The 17861-nt window shown below is 69.2% G+C and carries 13 protein-coding genes; 3 read left to right on the top strand and 10 right to left on the bottom strand.

The features are described 5' to 3' along the window. Positions 1-58: 58 nt before the first annotated feature. Positions 59-853, top strand: a complete 795-nt coding sequence (locus tag C8D93_RS09005; protein ID WP_170123971.1) for an outer membrane lipoprotein-sorting protein — start codon at positions 59-61, stop codon at positions 851-853. 52 nt (positions 854-905) lie between these two features. Here C8D93_RS09005 and C8D93_RS09010 read toward each other — a convergent pair whose 3' ends face one another. Beyond that, positions 906-2330, bottom strand: coding sequence for a WS/DGAT/MGAT family O-acyltransferase (locus tag C8D93_RS09010; protein ID WP_110264863.1), 1425 nt, complete (start codon positions 2328-2330; stop codon positions 906-908). 234 nt (positions 2331-2564) lie between these two features. On the opposite strand from C8D93_RS09010, the gene C8D93_RS09015 reads away from it, so the two are divergent. Both C8D93_RS09015 and C8D93_RS09020 read left to right on the top strand, forming a co-directional pair. Beyond that, entirely contained in the window at positions 2565-4166 is a 1602-nt protein-coding gene (locus tag C8D93_RS09015) for an acyl-CoA synthetase (RefSeq protein ID WP_110265102.1), read from the top strand. 37 nt (positions 4167-4203) lie between these two features. Beyond that, positions 4204-4974: an enoyl-CoA hydratase/isomerase family protein gene (locus C8D93_RS09020; RefSeq protein WP_110264864.1), complete on the top strand. Its 771-nt coding sequence runs from the start codon at positions 4204-4206 to the stop codon at positions 4972-4974. A gap of 87 nt (positions 4975-5061) precedes the next feature. On the opposite strand, the gene C8D93_RS09025 is transcribed toward C8D93_RS09020, so the two are convergent. The 9 genes from C8D93_RS09025 to C8D93_RS09065 all read right to left on the bottom strand — a co-directional run bounded on the left by C8D93_RS09025 (position 5062) and on the right by C8D93_RS09065 (position 17843). Then, positions 5062-7827 carry a xanthine dehydrogenase family protein molybdopterin-binding subunit gene (locus tag C8D93_RS09025; RefSeq protein WP_110264865.1) on the bottom strand — a complete coding sequence of 922 codons (2766 nt, stop codon included), beginning with the start codon at positions 7825-7827 and terminating at the stop codon, positions 5062-5064. Continuing rightward, a complete protein-coding gene (locus C8D93_RS09030; RefSeq protein ID WP_110264866.1) occupies positions 7820-8317 on the bottom strand; it encodes a (2Fe-2S)-binding protein in 498 nt (165 codons plus the stop codon). Before C8D93_RS09030 ends, C8D93_RS09025 begins: the two co-directional genes overlap by 8 nt. Beyond that, positions 8314-9183: an FAD binding domain-containing protein gene (locus C8D93_RS09035; protein ID WP_110264867.1), complete on the bottom strand. Its 870-nt coding sequence runs from the start codon at positions 9181-9183 to the stop codon at positions 8314-8316. Before C8D93_RS09035 ends, C8D93_RS09030 begins: the two co-directional genes overlap by 4 nt. Then, complete coding sequence (locus tag C8D93_RS09040; protein WP_110265103.1) at positions 9180-9920, bottom strand: SRPBCC family protein; 741 nt, start codon at positions 9918-9920, stop codon at positions 9180-9182. Before C8D93_RS09040 ends, C8D93_RS09035 begins: the two co-directional genes overlap by 4 nt. 187 nt (positions 9921-10107) lie before the next feature. Next, positions 10108-11034, bottom strand: coding sequence for an SDR family NAD(P)-dependent oxidoreductase (locus C8D93_RS09045; protein ID WP_110264868.1), 927 nt, complete (start codon positions 11032-11034; stop codon positions 10108-10110). Between the two features lie 78 nt (positions 11035-11112). Next, positions 11113-12540, bottom strand: coding sequence for an aldehyde dehydrogenase family protein (locus C8D93_RS09050; RefSeq protein WP_110264869.1), 1428 nt, complete (start codon positions 12538-12540; stop codon positions 11113-11115). 153 nt (positions 12541-12693) lie between these two features. Continuing rightward, the gene (locus C8D93_RS09055) at positions 12694-14472 is read right to left on the bottom strand and encodes a thiamine pyrophosphate-binding protein (RefSeq protein ID WP_110264870.1); all 1779 of its coding nucleotides are present in this window, start codon (positions 14470-14472) and stop codon (positions 12694-12696) included. Between the two features lie 98 nt (positions 14473-14570). Continuing rightward, positions 14571-15959, bottom strand: a complete 1389-nt coding sequence (locus C8D93_RS09060; protein ID WP_110264871.1) for an aromatic ring-hydroxylating oxygenase subunit alpha — start codon at positions 15957-15959, stop codon at positions 14571-14573. Between the two features lie 27 nt (positions 15960-15986). Continuing rightward, a complete protein-coding gene (locus tag C8D93_RS09065) occupies positions 15987-17843 on the bottom strand; it encodes a flavin-containing monooxygenase (RefSeq protein ID WP_110264872.1) in 1857 nt (618 codons plus the stop codon). Positions 17844-17861 lie beyond the last annotated feature (18 nt).

Genomic DNA, 17861 nt, shown 5'->3' on the forward strand with positions numbered 1-17861 from the left:
ATCGCGGCCATGGGGGGCGCGATCGGCTCCGGCCGCGATTTTCAGGGAGGAGAACATCATGAGCTTGACGCGACGCGCGCTCGTCGGAGTGATGCTGTGTATGCCGGTGCTGACGCATGCGGGCACTGATGCAGACGACGTCATGCGCTGCATGAAGCGCAATGTCGTCGAGCAGGGTGCGCTGCGCGCGCTCGAGGTCACGACGACCGATTCCTCGGGCAAATCGAGCACGCTTGCGCTCAACATGTACTGGCAGGGCGAGGGCGACGAGGCCCGCGTCACCCTGCAGGTGTCGGAGCCGGAGTCACTGGCGGGTTCGGCCTACCTGATCCAGGAGAACGGCGACGAGGCCGACGACCTGTTCGTCTATCTGCCGGCCGTGGGCAAGGTCCGCCAGATCGGTGGTGCCGCTAGGGGCGAGGACCTGTGGGGCACGACTTTCAGCTACGAGGACTTCAAGCTGGTCCAGGGCCTGCTGGTCGACGGCGCGGCGCGCAAGTTGGCGGATGCGACCGTCGCGGACCGGCCGGTCCATGTTCTGGAGACGGCCCTGGGCAGTATCGATTCGACGTTCAGCCGGGTGCTCGCCTACGTCGACAAGGAGAGCTGCACGATCCTGAAGGGCGAGTTCTTCGATCGTGAGGGCAAGTCGCTCAAGCTTCTCGAAGGCGATCTCTCGCTGCTGTTCGAAACGGCAGATGCGAAGGACCGGACGGTGTGGGTCCTGCTCGGCTACACGATGAAGGATTTGCGCAGCGGCACCCGCAGCCTGGTCGAGCTGGGCGACATCCACCTGATGAAAGAGTCGCCCGCCGTGCTGTTCGAATCCGACGGCTTCTTCAAGACGCCGTAGACCCATCGGCGATCCCGGCGGATCGGACGGCGTCCGTGCAGCTCGACCGGACTCAGGTCTTCTTGCGCGACCGCCTCGTGCGCTTGGCGGCCGGTGCCGGCGATGGGGCGGTCGCCGCCTCCAGCGCGACCAGTTCGTCTTCGAGGTAGTCGAGCACACGCTGCACCTGCGGCACCGTCTTGCGGCAGGCGATGAGGCCGAAGTCGACGAAGTCGTGGCGGCTGATGACCGTGATATTCAGGCCAAGGCCGTCGAGCAGCAGCGACGCCGGGTACAGGCCGGACAGCCGTGCGCCCTGCCAGTACATGTCCTCGCGCGGGCCGGGGACGTGCGACACCACCACGTTGCCGAGCGTGCGGTCCTTGAAGCGGCTCAGTACGGCGGCGATCGCGCCAGGCATCAGCATCAGCGCGGCATAGCTCTGCACCTGCACCGGGCTGAAGTCCTTCATGCGCTGTTTGGCCTTATCCATGCAGCGCTTGATCGCGCGCAGGCGTTCGAGTGGATCGTCGATGTGCGTGGCCAGGTGGGTGATGGTGAAGGCGACCTCGTTGCCGAAGCCGGTGTGCTCGCGGCGCACCGACACGGGCACGCCGGCGATCAGCGGCTTTTTGGGCAGCGCATCCAGGCTCTGCAGGTAGCGGCGCAGGGCGCCGCCGCACATCGCCAGCACCACGTCGTTGAGCGTCGCCTCGCAGGCCGCGGCCACGGCGCGCATGCGCGGCGTCGAGTACTGCTGCGCGGCGAAGCGGCGCGTGGCGCTGATCTTGCCGTTGAGGATGCACGGCGGTGCCTGGCCGACCAGGGCGACATCGGGATCGCGCAGGCGCGCATCGTTGAGCGCGTGGCGCGCCTGGCGCAGCACCGGCAGTGTCGAGCTGAAGCCGGCGCGGGCCACTTCGCGCAGCGCGACGAGCCCGCCGGCGGCCGGAGTCGGCACCGGCAGCGGCTGTGCGCCGGACTTGCGCGTCGGCACCTCCCAGATCGGCGGCATCGTCGCCGAGAGGGCCGGGTCCGTGGACATGGACTGCATCAGCAGGCGGATACCGGCGACACCGTCCACGACCGCGTGATGCACCTTGAGATAGACGGCGACGCGTCCGCCCTCGATGCCCTCGATCAGGTAGATGCGCCACAGCGGGTAGGCGCGGTCCAGGTGACCGCCGTGCACGCGAGACACCAGCGCCAGCAGTTCGCGGATGCGGCCCGGCGTCGGCAGCGAGGTATGGACGAAATGATGGGCGAGGTCGAATTCCTCGTCGTCGACCCAGTAGTGCAGGCCGCGTCGGCGTTCGAGCCGCTGGTTGAACGGGGGTACCGTGGCGGTGGACTGCCGCAGACGGGCGGCCAGCCGCGCGGCGAAGTCGGGGGGGGCATCGGCCGGTGGTTCGAACAGCATCAGCATGCCGATGTGCAGCGGCTGTCTGCGGCTTTCCAGCCGCAGGAAGGTGTCGTCGATCAACGACAGCTTGTGCATGGTTGCGTCCTCCCCCGTACCCGTCCGGTTTTCGGCGCGTCCGGCGCCGACCGTCTACGCGGAACTATTTACGCGAGTCCCGCGGGCTGCGCTACAGCGCGGCGTGCCCGGGCGTTGCCCCCAACGGTGGCGCGAATGTTCCCGGTCGGCAGCGCGCCGCGCGCCTTCGTTGACAGCGCTGCCACGCTCGCCGACCTTCTGGTCCGGCACGCGACAGTCGCCGGGAGCGCATCGATGACGGACAGCACGGATCTGAAAACGACCATCGCCGCTGCGCGCAGCTTCGGTCTCGGCGACCTGCTGCGGCGCAGCGCGCGACGCTTCCCCGATCGCACGGCGCTGGTCTATGGCGAGCTGCGCCAGAGCTACGCGGACCTCGACGCGACCGTCAACCGCACCGCCAACGCGATGGCGGCACGCGGCATCGGGCGCGGCGACCACGTGGCGCTGCTGTCGCGCAACAACCACGCCTTCGTCGTCGTGCGCTTCGCGCTGGCGCGGCTTGGCGCCGTGGAGGTGCCGATCAACTTCATGCTCAATGCCGCGGAAGTCGGTTACATCCTGGACAACGCCGAGGTCTGCGGCGTCGTCGTCGAGGATGGCCTGGCGACGGTGGCGCAGGCGGCCATGGCCGAGTCCGGCGTCCGGCCGCGGCTGCTCGGCGTGATTCGCGACAAGCAGCTCGAGGTCGACGCACGCTGGGAGCCGGTGGACGGCTGGATGCGCCACGACGACGATCGCGAGCCGGCGGTCATCGTCGACGACGACGCCCCGGTGCAGATGCTCTACACCAGCGGCACCGAGTCGCGGCCCAAGGGCGCGATGCTGTCGGCGCGCAGCCTGTATGCGCACTATGCGAGCTGCATCGCCGACGGCGAGATGACCGCCGACGACATCGAGGTGCACTCGCTGCCGCTGTTCCACTGCGCGCAGCTCGACGCCTTCCTGACGCCGGACCTGTACCTGGGGGCGACCAGCATCATCCTGCCGGGCCCCGATCCGGCCGCGCTGCTGCGCACCATCGCGCGCGAGCGCGCCACCAAGCTGTTCTGCCCGCCCACGGTGTGGATCGCGCTGCTGCGCCATCCGGACTTCGACCGGACTGACCTGTCGTCGCTGAGGAAGGGCTACTACGGCGCGTCGATCATGCCCGGCGAGATCATCAAGGAGATCCGCACGCGCCTGCCGCAGGTGCGGCTGTTCAACTTCTACGGCCAGACCGAGATGTCGCCGGTGGCGACCGTGCTGCGGCCGGAGGACCAGTTGCGCAAGCTCGGCTCGGCCGGACGGCCGGCGATCAACGTCGAGACCTGCGTCGTCGACGACGATGATCGTCCGGTGCCACCGGGCACCGTCGGCGAGATCGTGCACCGCGGTCCGCACGTCACGCTGGGCTACTGGAAGAATCCGGAAAAGACCGCCGAGGCCTTCCGCAACGGCTGGTTCCACAGCGGTGACCTGGGCGTCATGGACGAGGAGGGCTATCTCACTGTCGTCGACCGCAAGAAGGACATGATCAAGACCGGCGGCGAGAACGTGGCCAGCCGCGAGGTGGAGGAGGCGATCTTCCAGCATCCGGCGGTGTCGGAGGTCGCGGTGTTCGGCGTGCCGCATCCGCGCTGGATCGAGGCGGCCATGGCGGTCATCGTGCTGCGCGCCGGCCAGCAGGCCGACGCCGCCGCGATCATCGCGCACTGCCGCGAGCGGCTCGCCGGCTTCAAGACGCCCAAGCTCGTCGAGTTCGTCGAGCAGCTGCCGAAGAACGCCAGCGGCAAGATCCTCAAGCGCGAACTGCGCCAGCGCTTCGCCGGGCGCGGGGCTGCGGCGGCGGAGTAGCATCGCGTTCGATGACCCGCAGACCGGAGGCGGACAGGTGAGCGAGCAGGTGGACGTGCAGACGCACGGGGCGGTGGCGTGCGTGGTGTTCCGCAATCCGCCGAGCAACTTCGCGACGATCGCGCTGATGCGCGGCATCGCCGATGCGCTGGCGCGCGTGGATGCGGACCCGGCGCTGCGCGCCGTGGTACTCGCGTCCGAGGGCAAGCCGTTCTGCGCAGGGGCAGACCTGGTGTCACCCAACGGCTTCGGTGCGCGCAGCGACGATCCGCTGCGCGAGTTCTACGACCAGGTGCAGCGGGTGTTCGAGACGCGCAAGCCGGTGGTCGCCGCCGTGCAGGGGGCCGCGATCGGTGCCGGCCTGGGCCTGGCGGTGGCGGCGGACTTCCGCGTGGCCGCGCCCGAGGCGCGCTTCTCGGCCAACTTCACGCGACTGGGCTTCCATCCGGGCTTCGGGCTCACGTTCACGCTGCCGCGGCTGCTCGGCCCGCAGCGCGCCGCGCAGATGTTCCTGACCGCCGAACGCTACCGCACCGACGAGGTGCTGCCCTGGGGGTTGGTGGACCGCGTCGTGCCGGCCGCGGAGCTGCGTGCAGCGGCACTCGCGCTGGCCGGCGAGATCGCGCAGAACGCGCCGCTGGCGCTGTTGTCCACGCGCGAGACGCTGCGCGGCGGCGTAGCCGCCGGGGTGCGCGACGCGCTGGCACGCGAGCATGCCCAGCAGCTCACGCTCAAGGACACGGCGGACTTCGCCGAGGGCGTGCGCGCGATGAGCGAGCGGCGCGCGCCGCGCTTCGAGGGTCGCTGAGGATCGTTGATAGCGCTCGCCGGCCGCTGCCGGCGCCCTCTCCCCAACCCCTCTCCCGCTAGCGGGAGAGGGCGCCGCGCCGGGGGGTTACCCCTTGACCCGCTCGCCCTTGAGCTTGGCCGAGCCGAACACGCCCATCTTGCACTTGCCGGTCAGGGTGTCGCCCTCGACCACGGCCTCGTACTTGAGCGTGATCTTCATCGGCTTGGTGACCTTCAGGTCCCACTTGAGCTGGTTGCCGGTGACGGTACCGGTGAAGTGGGCCTCGTCCATGTTCATGATGAACACGCCGCTGAGCTGATCGCCGTCGGTGGCGAGCCGCCCGTCGAAGGCCTGCGGTCCCATCGGCGTCGACAGCACGAACTTCCAGCCGCCGTCGATGCGCGCGCCGGACGCCGGCGCGAACGGTTCCTGCGGCGCGGACGGGGCCGGGACGTTGTGTGCCGCGGCGGCTACCGGAACCGGGTCGGCCGGGGCATCGGCAGCGGGCGCAGGGGCCTCGCTCGCCTCGGCCGGCTTGGGTCGCGCGATCTCGGGGCGCTGCTCGATGTGCGCGAGCAGGCGGGCCGGCGTCAGCGGCAGTTCGAGTTCCAGTTCGCCGAACGGGATCAGGGCATCGGCGATGGCGTTGACCAGCGTCGGCGGGCCGACGATGCAGCCGCCTTCGCCCACGCCGCGGAAGCCGCCTTCGGCCTGCGACGGCATCGAGGCGTCGTGGTGGTACTCGAACTCCGGCACGTCGAAGATCGTCGGCAGCATGTAGTCCTTGTACGTGACCGCCGTGGGATTGCCGCGCGCGTCGAACGACACCTCCTCCATCAGCACGCTGCCGATGGCCTGCGCCAGGCCGCCGGCGATCTGCCCCTCGACGATGGCGGGGTTGATCATGTTGCCGCAGTCCTCGCTGGTCACCCAGCGGCGGATCTTCACGAAACCGGTCTGCGCGTCCACCTCGACGATGCACGCGTGCGCGGCACTGGTCATCGTGATCGGCGGCGGGCGGTAGCGGTACTGTGCCTCCAGGCCCGCGTGGCCGTCGGGCATGCGGTCGGGGTCGCCGTAGGCGATGTCGGCGAGGTCGCGCAGGCTTACGGTCTGCGGCTTGTCGCCGGTCACGTGCAGCACGCCGTTGCGCAGCACGATGTCGTCCGTGCGCACGCCGAGGATGTGCGCGGCGGATTCGCGGATGCGCGCGAGCAGCAGGTCCGCGGCGCGGATGCAGGCGCCGCCGCCGGCCACCGCCTGGCGGCTGCCGTAGGCGCCGGAGCCGTAGCCGCCGCGCGAGCTGTCGTCCTCGTAGACCTCCACGTGCTCGTACGGCACGCCCAGGCGGTCGGCGATGACCTGCGCCATCGTCGTCTGCGTGCCGTGCCCCTGCGAGTGCGTGGACACCACGGCGGTCACGGTGCCGGTGGGCTCGACGCGCAGGTGCGCCGATTCGCTCATCAGCACGGCCACGCCGGTGCTGCCGGCGGTCGGTTCGATGTAGGTGGCGAAGCCGATGCCCAGGTAGCGGCCCTCACGGCGGGCCGCGGCCTGTTCGGCGCGGAACGCCGCCACGTCGACCTTCTGCAGCAGCACGTCCAGGCACTCGGCCGGGCTGATGTCGGTCAGCTCGAGGCCCATCGGCGTGGTCCACGGCTGGTCACTGCGGCGGATCAGGTTGCGACGGCGCAGCTCGATCGGGTCGATGCCCATCCGCCGCGCCGCGCGGTCGAGCAGGACTTCTCGGGCTAGCGATTCGATCGCCCAGGGGCCGCGGTAGGCCGCCAGGCCCACGGTGTTGGTGAACCAGCCGCGCGCGCGGAACGAGAACGCCGGCAGCTTGTGGGCACCCCACAGGAACATCATCACCGCGATGTTGCTGTCGGCCCCCTGCGGGTAGGCGCCGTTGTTGAGGCCGTAGTCCGCATGCGAGGCCACCAGCCGTCCCTCGGCATCGAAGGCCGCGCGCAGCGTGATCTCCTGCTCGCGCGCCTGGTTGGCGGCGGTGAGGTTCTCGAGGCGGTCCTCGATCCACTTGAGCGGGCGCCTGAGCAGCATCGCGCCGAGCACGACCGCCACCTCCTCGCGCCACGGCTGGCCCTTGAGGCCGAAGGAGCCGCCGACGTCCTTGGAGATGACGCGGATCGAGGTCTGCGGCAGCTCCAGCGCCTGCGCGAACCAGCGCGCGCACAGCTGCGGTCCCTGGCAGGACAGGTAGACGGTCAGCTCGCCGCTGCCGTGGGGCTGCGCGACCACGCCGCGGGTTTCCATCGGCGACTGCGAGATGCGCTGATGCCGGAAGGCCAGCGTCTCCAGATGCGCGGCCGCCGCCAGCGCTGCTTCGAGGTCCTCGTCGAGCTCCTCGGCGCCGGTGGCGGCGGCGACGTTGGAGTCGGTGTCCGGATGCACCAGTGCGCCCGTCTTGGCGTCGTCGAGCGTGACGACCGGGTCTTCCTCGTCGTACTCGACGACAATCAGTCCGGCCGCGTCCTCGGCGAGGTAGCGGTCCTGCGCGACGACCATGACGACGGGATCGCCGACGTAGGTGACGCGGCCGTTTGCGAGTACCGGCACCGGCACGACCGGCTGCGCGAGGAAGAAGCTGAGCATGTCGACCTTGAACCGCGCGAGGTCGTCCGCCGTGACCAGCGCGAAGACGCCGGGCAGCGCGCGGGCGGCCGACAGGTCGATGGATCGGATGCGTCCGCGCGCGATCGGGCTGCGGTGGAAGGCCACGTGCAGCATGCCGGGCACGCCCACGTCGTCGACGTAGACGCCGCGGCCGGTCAGCAGGCGCGTGTCTTCCTTGCGGGCGACGCGCTGGCCGATGTAGCGGCCGGTGGTGGCAGCGGGACGAGCGTCATCCATGCGTCGGCGCTCCCTGCGTCGGCGCCAGGCCAGCGAGCCTGCGCGCGGCGCGGCGGATGCCTTGGTAGCCGGTACACCGGCAGATATGCCCGGACAGCGCGTTCATGACCTTGTCCGGATCGGTTGCGGGCGTGGCGCCGGTCAGCGACGCCAGCGTCATGACGATGCCGGGCGTGCAGAAGCCGCACTGCAGACCGTACTCGTCGCGCAGCGCCTGCTGCACCGGATGCAGGGTGCCGTCGTCGTCGGCCAGGCCCTCGACCGTGGTCACGGCGGCGCCATTGGCCTGTACCGCGAGCATCAGGCAGGACCGCACGGCGGCGCCGTCGACCATGACGGTGCAGGCGCCGCAGACGCCATGCTCGCAGCCGACGTGCACGCCGGTGCAGCCGGCATCGCCGCGCAGGAAGTCGCTCAGTGTCAGGCGCGACTCGACCCTGGCTTCGTGCGCGCGGCCGTTGATGGTGAGCTGGATCGCGTGCTCGCTCATGCGGCTTTCCTCAGGTTCAGGGCCTCGCCCAGCGCGGCCGCAAAGACGCGGCGGCCGACGGTGCGGCGGTACTCGGCGGTGGCGTGCAGGTCGTCGAACGGCGCGGTGTCGGCGATGGCGAGCTCGGTCAGCGCGCCGGCATCCAGCGCGTCGACGCGCTGGCCCACGAGCGCGGCTTCGAGCTGGCGTGCCTTGATCGGCGTGGGGCCCATGCCGAACCAGGCGACGCCGGCGCGCGTTACCACGCCGTCGGCCACCGTCAACGCACCGGTCAGGCCGACCAGCGCGAAGTCGCCGGGGCGCATCGCGATCTCGCGGAACAGGCTGACCGTTCCTGCGGGCCATTCGGGCACGTCCACGGCGGTCAGCAGCTCGTCGGGCTCCAGCGCGGTGGCGTAGGGGCCGAAGTACAGTTCCTGGGCGGGGATCGTGCGCGTGCCGCGCACCGAGCGCACTTCCACGCTCGCGCCCAGCGCCACCGCGGTGGCCGGCAGCTCGGCCGCCGGCTCGCCGAGCGCGATCGAGCCGCCGACGGTGCCGCGGTTGCGGGTCTGGTGGTGTCCCACATGGCGCAGCGCGGTCACCAGCAGCGGCTGGTGCTGCTGCAGGGTGGCGTCGGCCAGCGCCTCGTTCTGCCGCGTGACCGGGCCGATGCGCGTCGTTGCGCCGCTGCGGCTCACGCCGCGCAGCGCGCGGATGCGAGTGATGTCGACCAGCACGAAGGGCTGGCTCATGCGCAGCGCGAGCAGCGGCATCAGCGTCTGGCCGCCGGCGAGCACGGTAGCGCCGCCGCCGGCGTCGGCCAGCAGCTGGCAGGCCTCCTCGACCGACGCGGGCGCGTAGTAGTCGAACGGCGCGGGTTTCACGGTCCGTCCTCGCGCAGCAGGCGGGCGAGGGTGCGGGCATCGAGCGTCACCACCGGCGCCGCCGCGTGGCGGCCCCAGGCGAAGCCGGCGGCGCCGACGATCAGCAGCAGCAGGCCGATCGACAGGCCGACCCAGTGGTGCTGCGTGCTGTCGCCGCTGCCCACGAGATAGCCGACCAGCGCCGCGACGACGATGGCGAGCAGCCATGCGATGGGCAGGCCCCGCGACGGCGCCGCGCCGGCGTTGGCCGCGGCTGGAACACCGGCGGCCACGCCGGCGGCGGGCGCCGCGTCCTTCGCCGGGGCGAACACCTTGGCGAAGCCGCCGAAGAAACGTGCGGCGAGCTGCTTGGCGGTGGCATCCATGATCGGGCCGCCGAGCTGCGCGAGGCGGCCGGCCACCTGTGCATCGACGTCGTAGCTCAGCAGCGTCCCGCCGGCGTCGTCGCTCAGGCGCACCTTGGCGATGCTCTTGACGCTGCCGACGGTGCCGCCCTGGCCTTCGATGATCAGCGTGTACGACTCCGGCGCCTGGATGTCCGCCAGCTCCACCGCGCCATTGAAGCGCGCACCGATGGGGCCGATCTTGATCTCGACGGTCGCGACCATGCGCGTGTCGGATTCCTTGCTCAGCGACTGGCAGCCCGGAATGCAGCGCCGGAGCACCTCCGGATCATTGAGCGCTTCCCAGACCTGCTGACGCGTGGCAGCGATGCGCTGCTCGCCGGACATCTTCATCGACATGCTCCTCGTGATCGGGCCGCCCGGCCGTTGGACGCCGGGTCACCGCGGGACCGGCGCGCGCAGGCCTCCGCGGCAGGCGGTTTGGCATGCATCGAGCTTATCGGCCGGACCGGCGACTACAAGCGGCTTGCGCGAAATGTCGATGCCTGCGCACGGGGGACGCCGCCGGCGTGAACGGGTCCTAATCCGCCGCGCCGGCACCCTTGCGGGCCATCTCGAAGCTGCGAAGGATGTGATCCATCTGCCCGGACGGGACCGGCGGGAAGACCCAGGGGCTGCTGCGGTCGTCGATCCGCGTCATCTGCTCGCCGACCTGCTCGATGGTCCACGTCGGCTGGTACACGCCCCGGGTTTCGGCGATGTAGATCTTGGACACGCGGCCGGCCATCGAGCTGAGGATTTCGCCGGTGACGGCGCAGGATTCGTGGGCCAGATAGCCGACGACCGGCGCGACGAGTTCCGGCCCCATCGGCGGGTACTGCGAGGTGTCCAGGCCTTCGGCCATGCGGGTGACGGCACCCGGTGCGATGACGTTGCACCTGACGTTGTGCGCCGCACCTTCCAGCGCCGCGACGTTGCACAGGCCGATCATGCCGGTCTTCGATGTGGCGTAGTTGGCGACGGTCTGGTTGCCGTAGATGCCGCTGACCGAGGAGGTCAGCACGATGCGGCCGTAGTTGGCCGCGACCATGTGCGGGAACGCCGGGCGCACGACATGGAAGGCGCCGCGCAGGTGCACGTCGAGCACGGCGTTGAAGTCGTCGTAGCTCAGGTCCTTGAGCAGGCCGCGGCGGACGTTGCCGGCGTTGTGGATGACGATATCGATGCGGCCGTAGTGGTCGAGCGCGGACTGGATGATGGCCTTGCCGCCGGCTTCGGTGGCGACCGAATCGGTGTTCGCCACGGCCTCTCCGCCGCTGGCCCGGATCGCATCGACAGCCTCCTGCGCCGGACCGGCGTCGCTGCCGTGTCCCTGCAGGCTGCCGCCCAGGTCGTTGACGACGACCTTCGCGCCGCGCGCGGCGAGCAGTTCGGCGTAGGCGCGGCCGAGGCCGCGGCCCGCGCCGGTGATGACGGCGACGCGATTGTCGAAGCGAAGATCGGCCATGGTGCGCTCCAGATGTGCTGCCTCAGCTGCAGCAGAAACGTGTCCCCTCTCCCGCAAGCGGGAGAGGGGAGCTTTGACTCAAGCGGCCGGCGCCGGCTCGATCAGCGACTTGGTCTCCACGTACTCGTGGAAGCCGTGCTCGCCCCATTCACGGCCGTTGCCGCTGCGCTTGATGCCGCCGAACGGTGCCATGAAGTCGAAGCCGCCGTTGATCGACACCCAGCCGGTGCGCAGGCGCCGCGCGACGGCGAGGCAAGCGGCCGCATCGGCGCCGTTGACGTAGCCGGCAAGGCCGAAGTCGGAGTCGTTGGCGATCTCGATCGCGTGATCGATGTCGTCGTAGCCGATGATGACCAGCACCGGCCCGAAGATCTCCTCGCGCGCGATGGTCATGTCGTTGCGCACGTTGGCGAACACCGTCGGCTTGCAGAAGTAACCCTTGCTCAGCCCCTCCGGGCGGCCGGGGCCGCCGGCGACGAGCTCGGCGCCTTCCCGGATGCCGATCTCGATGTAGCGCTGCACCTCGTTGTACTGGCTCTTGGAAACCACCGGGCCCATCGCGACGTTGCCCTTCGGGTCGCCTACGGTGACGGCCGCCGCCGCCTCCTTCGCGGCCGCGATCGCCTCGGCCATGCGCGCCTTCGGCACCAGCAGGCGCGAGCCCGCGCTGCAGGTCTGGCCGGAGTTGAGCATCATGCCGCCGGTTGCGCCGGCGACATTCGCGGCGAAGTTGGCGTCGTCGAGGACGATGAAGGCGCTCTTGCCGCCCAGTTCCTGGCACACGCGCTTGACCGTCGGCGCGGCGGCCTTGGCGATCTCGACACCCACGGCCTCCGAGCCGGTGATCGATACCAAGTCCACCCGCGGATGCGCCGACAGCGCGGCGCCGACGACCGCACCGCTGCCCTGCAGCATGTTGAAGACGCCCTTGGGCACGCCGGCCTTGTCGAGCACCTCGGCAAAGATCTGCGCGGAGTAGGGCGCGAGCTGCGGCGGTTTGAGCACCATCGTGTTGCCGGTGGCCAGTGCCGGCAGCACCTTGACCGCGATCTGGTTCATCGGCCAGTTCCACGGCGTAATCAGGGCACAGACGCCGATCGGGTCCTTGGTCAGCAGCGTGTTGCCACGACGCTCCTCGAACTTGAAGGTCTTGAGCACCTCGATCGCGGTGGCGATATGCCCGCCGCCGAGGCCGATATGGAAGCCGCCGCCGAGCGAGGCGGGTGCGCCCATCTCCTCAGTGATTGCCTCGCCGATCTCCCTCTCGCGCTTCGCGTATTCGGCCTGGATCGCCTGCAGCAGGTCCAGGCGCTGCTCGCGCGTGGTCTGCGACCAGCGTGCGAACGCCCTGTGCGCGGCGGCGACGGCCTTCTCGACGTCGGCGACCGAGGCCAGCGAGATGCGGCCCGAGACCTCTTCGGTCGCCGGGTTGATGACGTCCGCGGTCTTCGGCGTGGCCGGATCGACCCACTGGCCGTCGATGTAGAACTTCAGGTACTCGCGCATGACGCTCTCCTCAGATCGTGCTCCCCCTCTCCCACGTGTGGGAGAGGGGTTGGGGGAGAGGGCGCTCGCGCAGCGAGCGAAGCTTCCGTTCACGACGCGAACGGCCCTCTCCCTGACCCTCTCCCGCAGGCGGGAGAGGGAACTACGGTTCCTTTACTGCTGCCCTTCCGCGTACCAGGTGCGGAAGCGGTCGTAGTTCGGCGTGTCCTTGTTCTCGTTGCCGCCGTGGTTGATCACCGGGTCGATCGGCACGTGGATCACGGTCGGCTTGCCGCTGGCGAAGGCGGCTTCCACGGCCTTGCCGAGGTCCTCGCCCTTGTCGACGTAGACGCCTTCGCAGCCGAGACCCTTGGCGATCTGGTCGAAGCGCACGTCTTTGCTCCAGTGCACGCCCGGCTCGGTGGTGTTGCCGTGACCGAAGGTGCGCTTGTAGACGCCCACCTCCAATCCCCAGGCGTTGTCGACGGCGACGACAACCACCATCGGCAGCTTGAGGCGCGAAACCACTTCCAGATCGCCGATGTGGTACAGGAACGACGAATCGCTGGTGGTTAGCAGCACCGGGCGCTTGCGGCCGTCGGCCACCGAGGCGCCGATCGCGTAGCCGAGGCCGGTGCCGAGGCAGCCGAAGTTCTGGTTCCAGACCACGTCGTGCGGCTTGGCCTGCAGGTAGGTCCAGGTGAACACCACCGTGCAGCCGCCGTCGCGCGCATGGATCGCGTTCTTCGGCATCGCCTTGGTCGCTTCGACGACCCACTGGCCCGTGTGCACGCGGCCGCTGTCGGTCTTGAAGTCCTGCTTCGCCAGCGCCGCCAGACGCTCCGCATCTTCCTTGATCCAGCGCCGGAGGTCCGGATGCGGCTTGCGCGGGCTGCCTTTCAGTGCCGCGGAGAGCTGCGGCACGACGGTGCGCAGGTCGCCGACCAGCGGCACGTCGATCGGACGGTTCTGGCCAATGGCTTCCGGATCGAGCTCGACGTAGATCCACTTGCGGTCGGTCTTGCCCTTGGCCCACAGGAAGCCGCGGCCGTAGTGCATCGGCTCGCCGAGTTCGGTGCCGATCGCGACGACGACGTCGGACTTGGCGACGATCTCGTCGCCCACCGTCGAGAACAGGTAGGGGAAGGTGCGGTCCTCGACGCCTTCGATGAAGGCGTTGCCGCCCGAGGTCTGCAGGATCGGGCAGCCCATCAGCTCGGCCAGTTCGCGCACCTTCTGGCCGGCGCGCGTGCACTGCACCGCGTGGCCGACGAGCAGGATCGGGCACTCGGCGTTCTTGATGAGCTCAGCGGCCTTGGCCACCATGTTGCCGTCCGCGCCCGGCTCGACCAGTCGATAGGACGACGGCGGCAGCGCGGGCGGCACGTCCAGCTCCTGCTGGATCACATGCGACGGATACTCGATGTAGACCGGACCCGGCGTGCCCGACTGGCAGACGCGCAGCGCGTGACGAAAGATCTCGTCGGTCTGGTCGGCGTACTCGACGCTCGCGCTCCACTTCACCGAGTTCTCGAACAGCGGTTCCTGCTGGATGAACTGGATGCGCCCGCGGCGCACGCGTCGTTCGGTGATGCGGGCGCGCTGGCCGCCGAGGTAGATCACCGGCGTGTTCTCGACCAGCGAGGTCATCATCGAGCCCGAGGCCAGCGCGACGCCCGGCCCGAGCGTGGCGATGCACAGCGCCGGCCTTCCGGTCATGCGCGCATAGCCTTCGGCCATGAAGCCGGCGGACAATTCGTGATGCGGCGTGACCACATTCCAGCCGCGCTTCTCGGCTTCCACGAACAGGTGCACGAAGTTGGGATCGGGAATACCGAAGACGGTATCGATGCCCTCGGCTTCGAGCAGCTCGAGGATGCGCTGGTAGACCTTCACCTTGCCGCGCCCGCTGGAAGCGACGGCCGCCGCAGGCTTCTTCTCATCTGCGTACATGTTCTGTTGCCTCGTCTGAATCGTTGTCTGGGCTGCCCGGTCCGGGCTGCTGATCCGGTGGGGAGCGGTCTACCGCCGCCCACCGATCGCCGGTGGGTTCACTTGTCGAGCAAATGCAGGTACCCCGCACCCATGACGTCGGCGAGGACGCGATGGAAGTTGGTGACCTTGCGTTCCTGGTGCGGGTTGGGCAGCGTGCCGCGGAAGCCGCGCGAGTGCATGCCGCGCTGCACGGCGGCCATGTTCGAGAAGTCCTGCGACAGCACCAGGCCCCACTTCTCCTGCGTGGCCTCGGCGTAGACCCACTCGGTCTTCGGTTCCTCGCCCGGCGGGAAGCGCTCGATGGCGTAGGCCTCGAAGATGCACTTGTTGGGATCGTCGCCGTAGGGCCGCGCGCGATAGCACAGCGCGAAGGTGATGCCCTGCAGGATCGACATGTTCGGGAACACGCTCCAGGCCAGTCCGGCCTTGCCCTGCTGCTCGGGGGTGATGGTCGGCCAGATCACGCCGCGCGCGGCATCGTCCTCGCGTGCACGCTTGAGCCAGTGCTTGATGACCTCCGGTGCCGGCGTGCCCTCCGGCAGCTCGTCGACCAGGCGCTTCGCCGCGTTGACCAGCGTCAGCGTGGTGCTGGCGTTGTTGACCGTCTCGTAGATTTCCTTCTGCAGCTCGTAGGTCGAGACGCGCGGGTCCTTGCCGGCCTTGCCGGTGCGGGTGACCGAGCTGGCTTCCTTCTCGCTGCTCGCGCCGGCGGTCTTGCGCACGTCGAAGCCGGAGACGCCGTGGATGCCGTGCGCCGCGCTGTAGGCGTAGTAGTCGCCGTTGGCCAGCATCTGCGAATGCGTGCCGGTGACGTGGTAGGGCTCCATGAACGCTTCGATCGCGGTCTTCCAGTTGCAGTCGAAGATGACCCACTGGCGCCACTTGTAGCGCATCTTTTCCAGCTCGAACGGATCGAGGATGTCCGCGGCCTCGTCCAGGTACTCGCGCAGCGGCTTGGCCTCCGGGTCCATGTTGACGAACAGCCAGCCGCCCCAGGTATCGACCTTGACCTCGGTCAGCCGCGTGCGCGCCGGATTGCTCAGGCAGCCTTTCCAGTCCGCCTCGTCGTGCTTGTAGGTGCACTCGCCGTCGATGTTGTAGCGCCAGGCGTGGAAGCCGCAGACGAAGCCCTGCTTGTTGCCGTGCACGCCGTTGGTGCCCGGCGGCGTGTCGATGAGCTGACGCGCGCGGTGCGAGCAGACGTTGTAGTAGGCCTTGATCCTGTCCCTGGCCGTGCGGATGACGATGATCGATTCGCGGCCGATCTCGTAGGTGAGGTAGTCACCGACATTGGGGATCTCCTCGACACGCCCTGCGTGCTGCCAGACCTTCGGCCACAGGCGGTCGCGTTCGGCGCGCGCGTAGTCCGGGCAGATGTACGCTTCCACCGGGAAGGTCAGCGGCTCGGTGAGGTCTTCGATGCGAAAGCTTTGAGGTTTGTTCACGACATCCTCCTCCTGGCTCTGCGCGGGTCAGGCAGCGGCGGCGCCGGACCGTGCGGTCTGCAGCTCCATGCCTTCAAACGCGCCCTGGTCACGCCAGTCCTGCAGCAGTTGCTCGAAGGCGGTGAAGCCGGCGAGATAGAACTCGCCGAGGTAGTAACGGAACTTGCCGCCGGCCTCGTTGTTGAGATAGCTCGGCGGACATTCGCTCTGCATGTGCTTCGCGAACTCGGTCGACGGCGCCATGATCCGGACCCACTCGTCCTGGGCCTGCTGCGTCGGTTCCACGGCGCCGACGCCACGCCTGAGCGCCTCGCTGATGATCCAGGCGATGTGATGTCCCTGGCGGTTGAACTGCTCGACCGTCGTCGCGTACAGGCCACCCTGGACGTAGCCGGTGAAGAACTGGTTCGGGAAGCCGCGCGAGACGACGCCGTGCAGGGTCTTGTAGCCGTCCGCCCAGTGCTCGTAGAGCGAGAGCCCGTTGCGGCCGGCAATCTCGTCGATGCCCCAGCGGACGTCGAGATCGCTGGTGACCTCGAAGCCGCTCGCGCAGATCAGCAGGTCGACCGGATACTCCTTGCCTTCGTGCACGAAGCCGTTGGCCGTCATGCGCTCGACGCCCTTGGTCGCGGACACATCGATCAGCTCGACGTTCGGGCGGTTGAAGGTCGGGTAGTAGGTGTCGCTGGACAGCGGGCGCTTGCAGTGGAAGCGGAACCAGGGCTTGAGCTTCTCGGCGGTCGCCTTGTCCTCGACGATCTCGTCGATGCGCCGGCGGAAGCGCTCCATGACGTGATAGTCCTCGACCTCGCGCATGGCCATGAACTTTTCCGGCGTCAGCCCGGCCCAGGCCTGCTGCGCGTCGAGCTTCGCCGCGACGTTGCGGTTGATCTCGGTCCAGAAGTCGCAGACCAGATCGCGTTCGCCAGGCGCGAAACCTTCCATCGCGCCGCGATGGAAGTTGTCCTGCCGCTGCTTCTGCCAACCCGGTTGCAGCGATTCTGCCCAGGCCGGATCGGTCGGCGGATTCGGGCGCGAGTCGACGCTGGGCGGCGTGCGTTGCAGCACGTAGAGCTGCTTCGCGTACTCGCCCAGATGCGGCACGATCTGGATCGCGCTGGCACCGGTGCCGACGACGGCGACGCGCTTGTCGCGCAGCTTGTCGAGCACCGGCTTGCCCCAGCTGCCACCGGTGTAGTCGTAGTCCCAGCGCGCGGAATGGAAGACGCGGCCCTTGAAATCCTGCAGGCCGGGAATGCCCGGCAGCTTCGGCCGGTTGAGCGGGCCGCCGGCCATGATGACGAAGCGTGCGCGGATGTCGTCGCCGCGGTCGGTGGTCACGTGCCAGCGCTGGATCGTGTCGTCCCAGCGCAGCGAGCGCACCACGGTGTGGAACAGCGCGCGATCGTACAGCCCGAACTGGCGGGCGATACGCACGCAGTGCGCCTGGATCTCGACGCCGTCAGCGAAGCGCTTGCTCGGGATGTAACCGGTTTCCTCCAGCAGCGGCAGGTAGCAGTACGACTCGTTGTCGCACTGGATGCCCGGGTAGCGGTTCCAGTACCACACGCCGCCGAAGTCGCCGGCGTGCTCGATGTTGCGGAAGCTGGTGACCCCGGCCTTGCGCAGATTGACTGCGGCGAGAATGCCGGTGAAGCCGCCGCCGAGCACGGCGACGTCGATCTCCTCGGACAGCGCCGGGCGCGGTTCGACGGCCCTGTACGGATCGACGGCGGGATCGCCCACCGCGCCGCGCGCCGGGCGCAGGTACTGCGCCTGTCCTTCGACGCGCAGCCGGCGTTCGCGTTCCCGCCGGTACCGCTCACGCAGGGCCGGGATGTCGATCTCCACCGCTTCCGGGGTCTGCGTCGGCTCGCACTTCATGATTCGACTGTTCGGTGG

This window comes from Sinimarinibacterium flocculans, assembly GCF_003201205.1.
In the GTDB taxonomy this organism is placed as follows: domain Bacteria; phylum Pseudomonadota; class Gammaproteobacteria; order Nevskiales; family Nevskiaceae; genus Solimonas; species Solimonas flocculans.

What these genes read in the sequence shown, in the direction of transcription:
- C8D93_RS09050 (WP_110264869.1), bottom strand. Translation starts at nt 12,540, where the DNA reads ATGCGCGAGTACCTGAAGTTCTACATCGACGGCCAGTGGGTCGATCCG.
- C8D93_RS09065 (WP_110264872.1), bottom strand. Translation starts at nt 17,843, where the DNA reads ATGAAGTGCGAGCCGACGCAGACCCCGGAAGCGGTGGAGATCGACATC.
- C8D93_RS09040 (WP_110265103.1), bottom strand. Translation starts at nt 9,920, where the DNA reads ATGAAGATGTCCGGCGAGCAGCGCATCGCTGCCACGCGTCAGCAGGTC.
- C8D93_RS09010 (WP_110264863.1), bottom strand. Translation starts at nt 2,330, where the DNA reads ATGCACAAGCTGTCGTTGATCGACGACACCTTCCTGCGGCTGGAAAGC.
- C8D93_RS09030 (WP_110264866.1), bottom strand. Translation starts at nt 8,317, where the DNA reads ATGAGCGAGCACGCGATCCAGCTCACCATCAACGGCCGCGCGCACGAA.
- C8D93_RS09015 (WP_110265102.1), top strand. Translation starts at nt 2,565, where the DNA reads ATGACGGACAGCACGGATCTGAAAACGACCATCGCCGCTGCGCGCAGC.
- C8D93_RS09005 (WP_170123971.1), top strand. Translation starts at nt 59, where the DNA reads ATGAGCTTGACGCGACGCGCGCTCGTCGGAGTGATGCTGTGTATGCCG.
- C8D93_RS09025 (WP_110264865.1), bottom strand. Translation starts at nt 7,827, where the DNA reads ATGGATGACGCTCGTCCCGCTGCCACCACCGGCCGCTACATCGGCCAG.
- C8D93_RS09055 (WP_110264870.1), bottom strand. Translation starts at nt 14,472, where the DNA reads ATGTACGCAGATGAGAAGAAGCCTGCGGCGGCCGTCGCTTCCAGCGGG.
- C8D93_RS09045 (WP_110264868.1), bottom strand. Translation starts at nt 11,034, where the DNA reads ATGGCCGATCTTCGCTTCGACAATCGCGTCGCCGTCATCACCGGCGCG.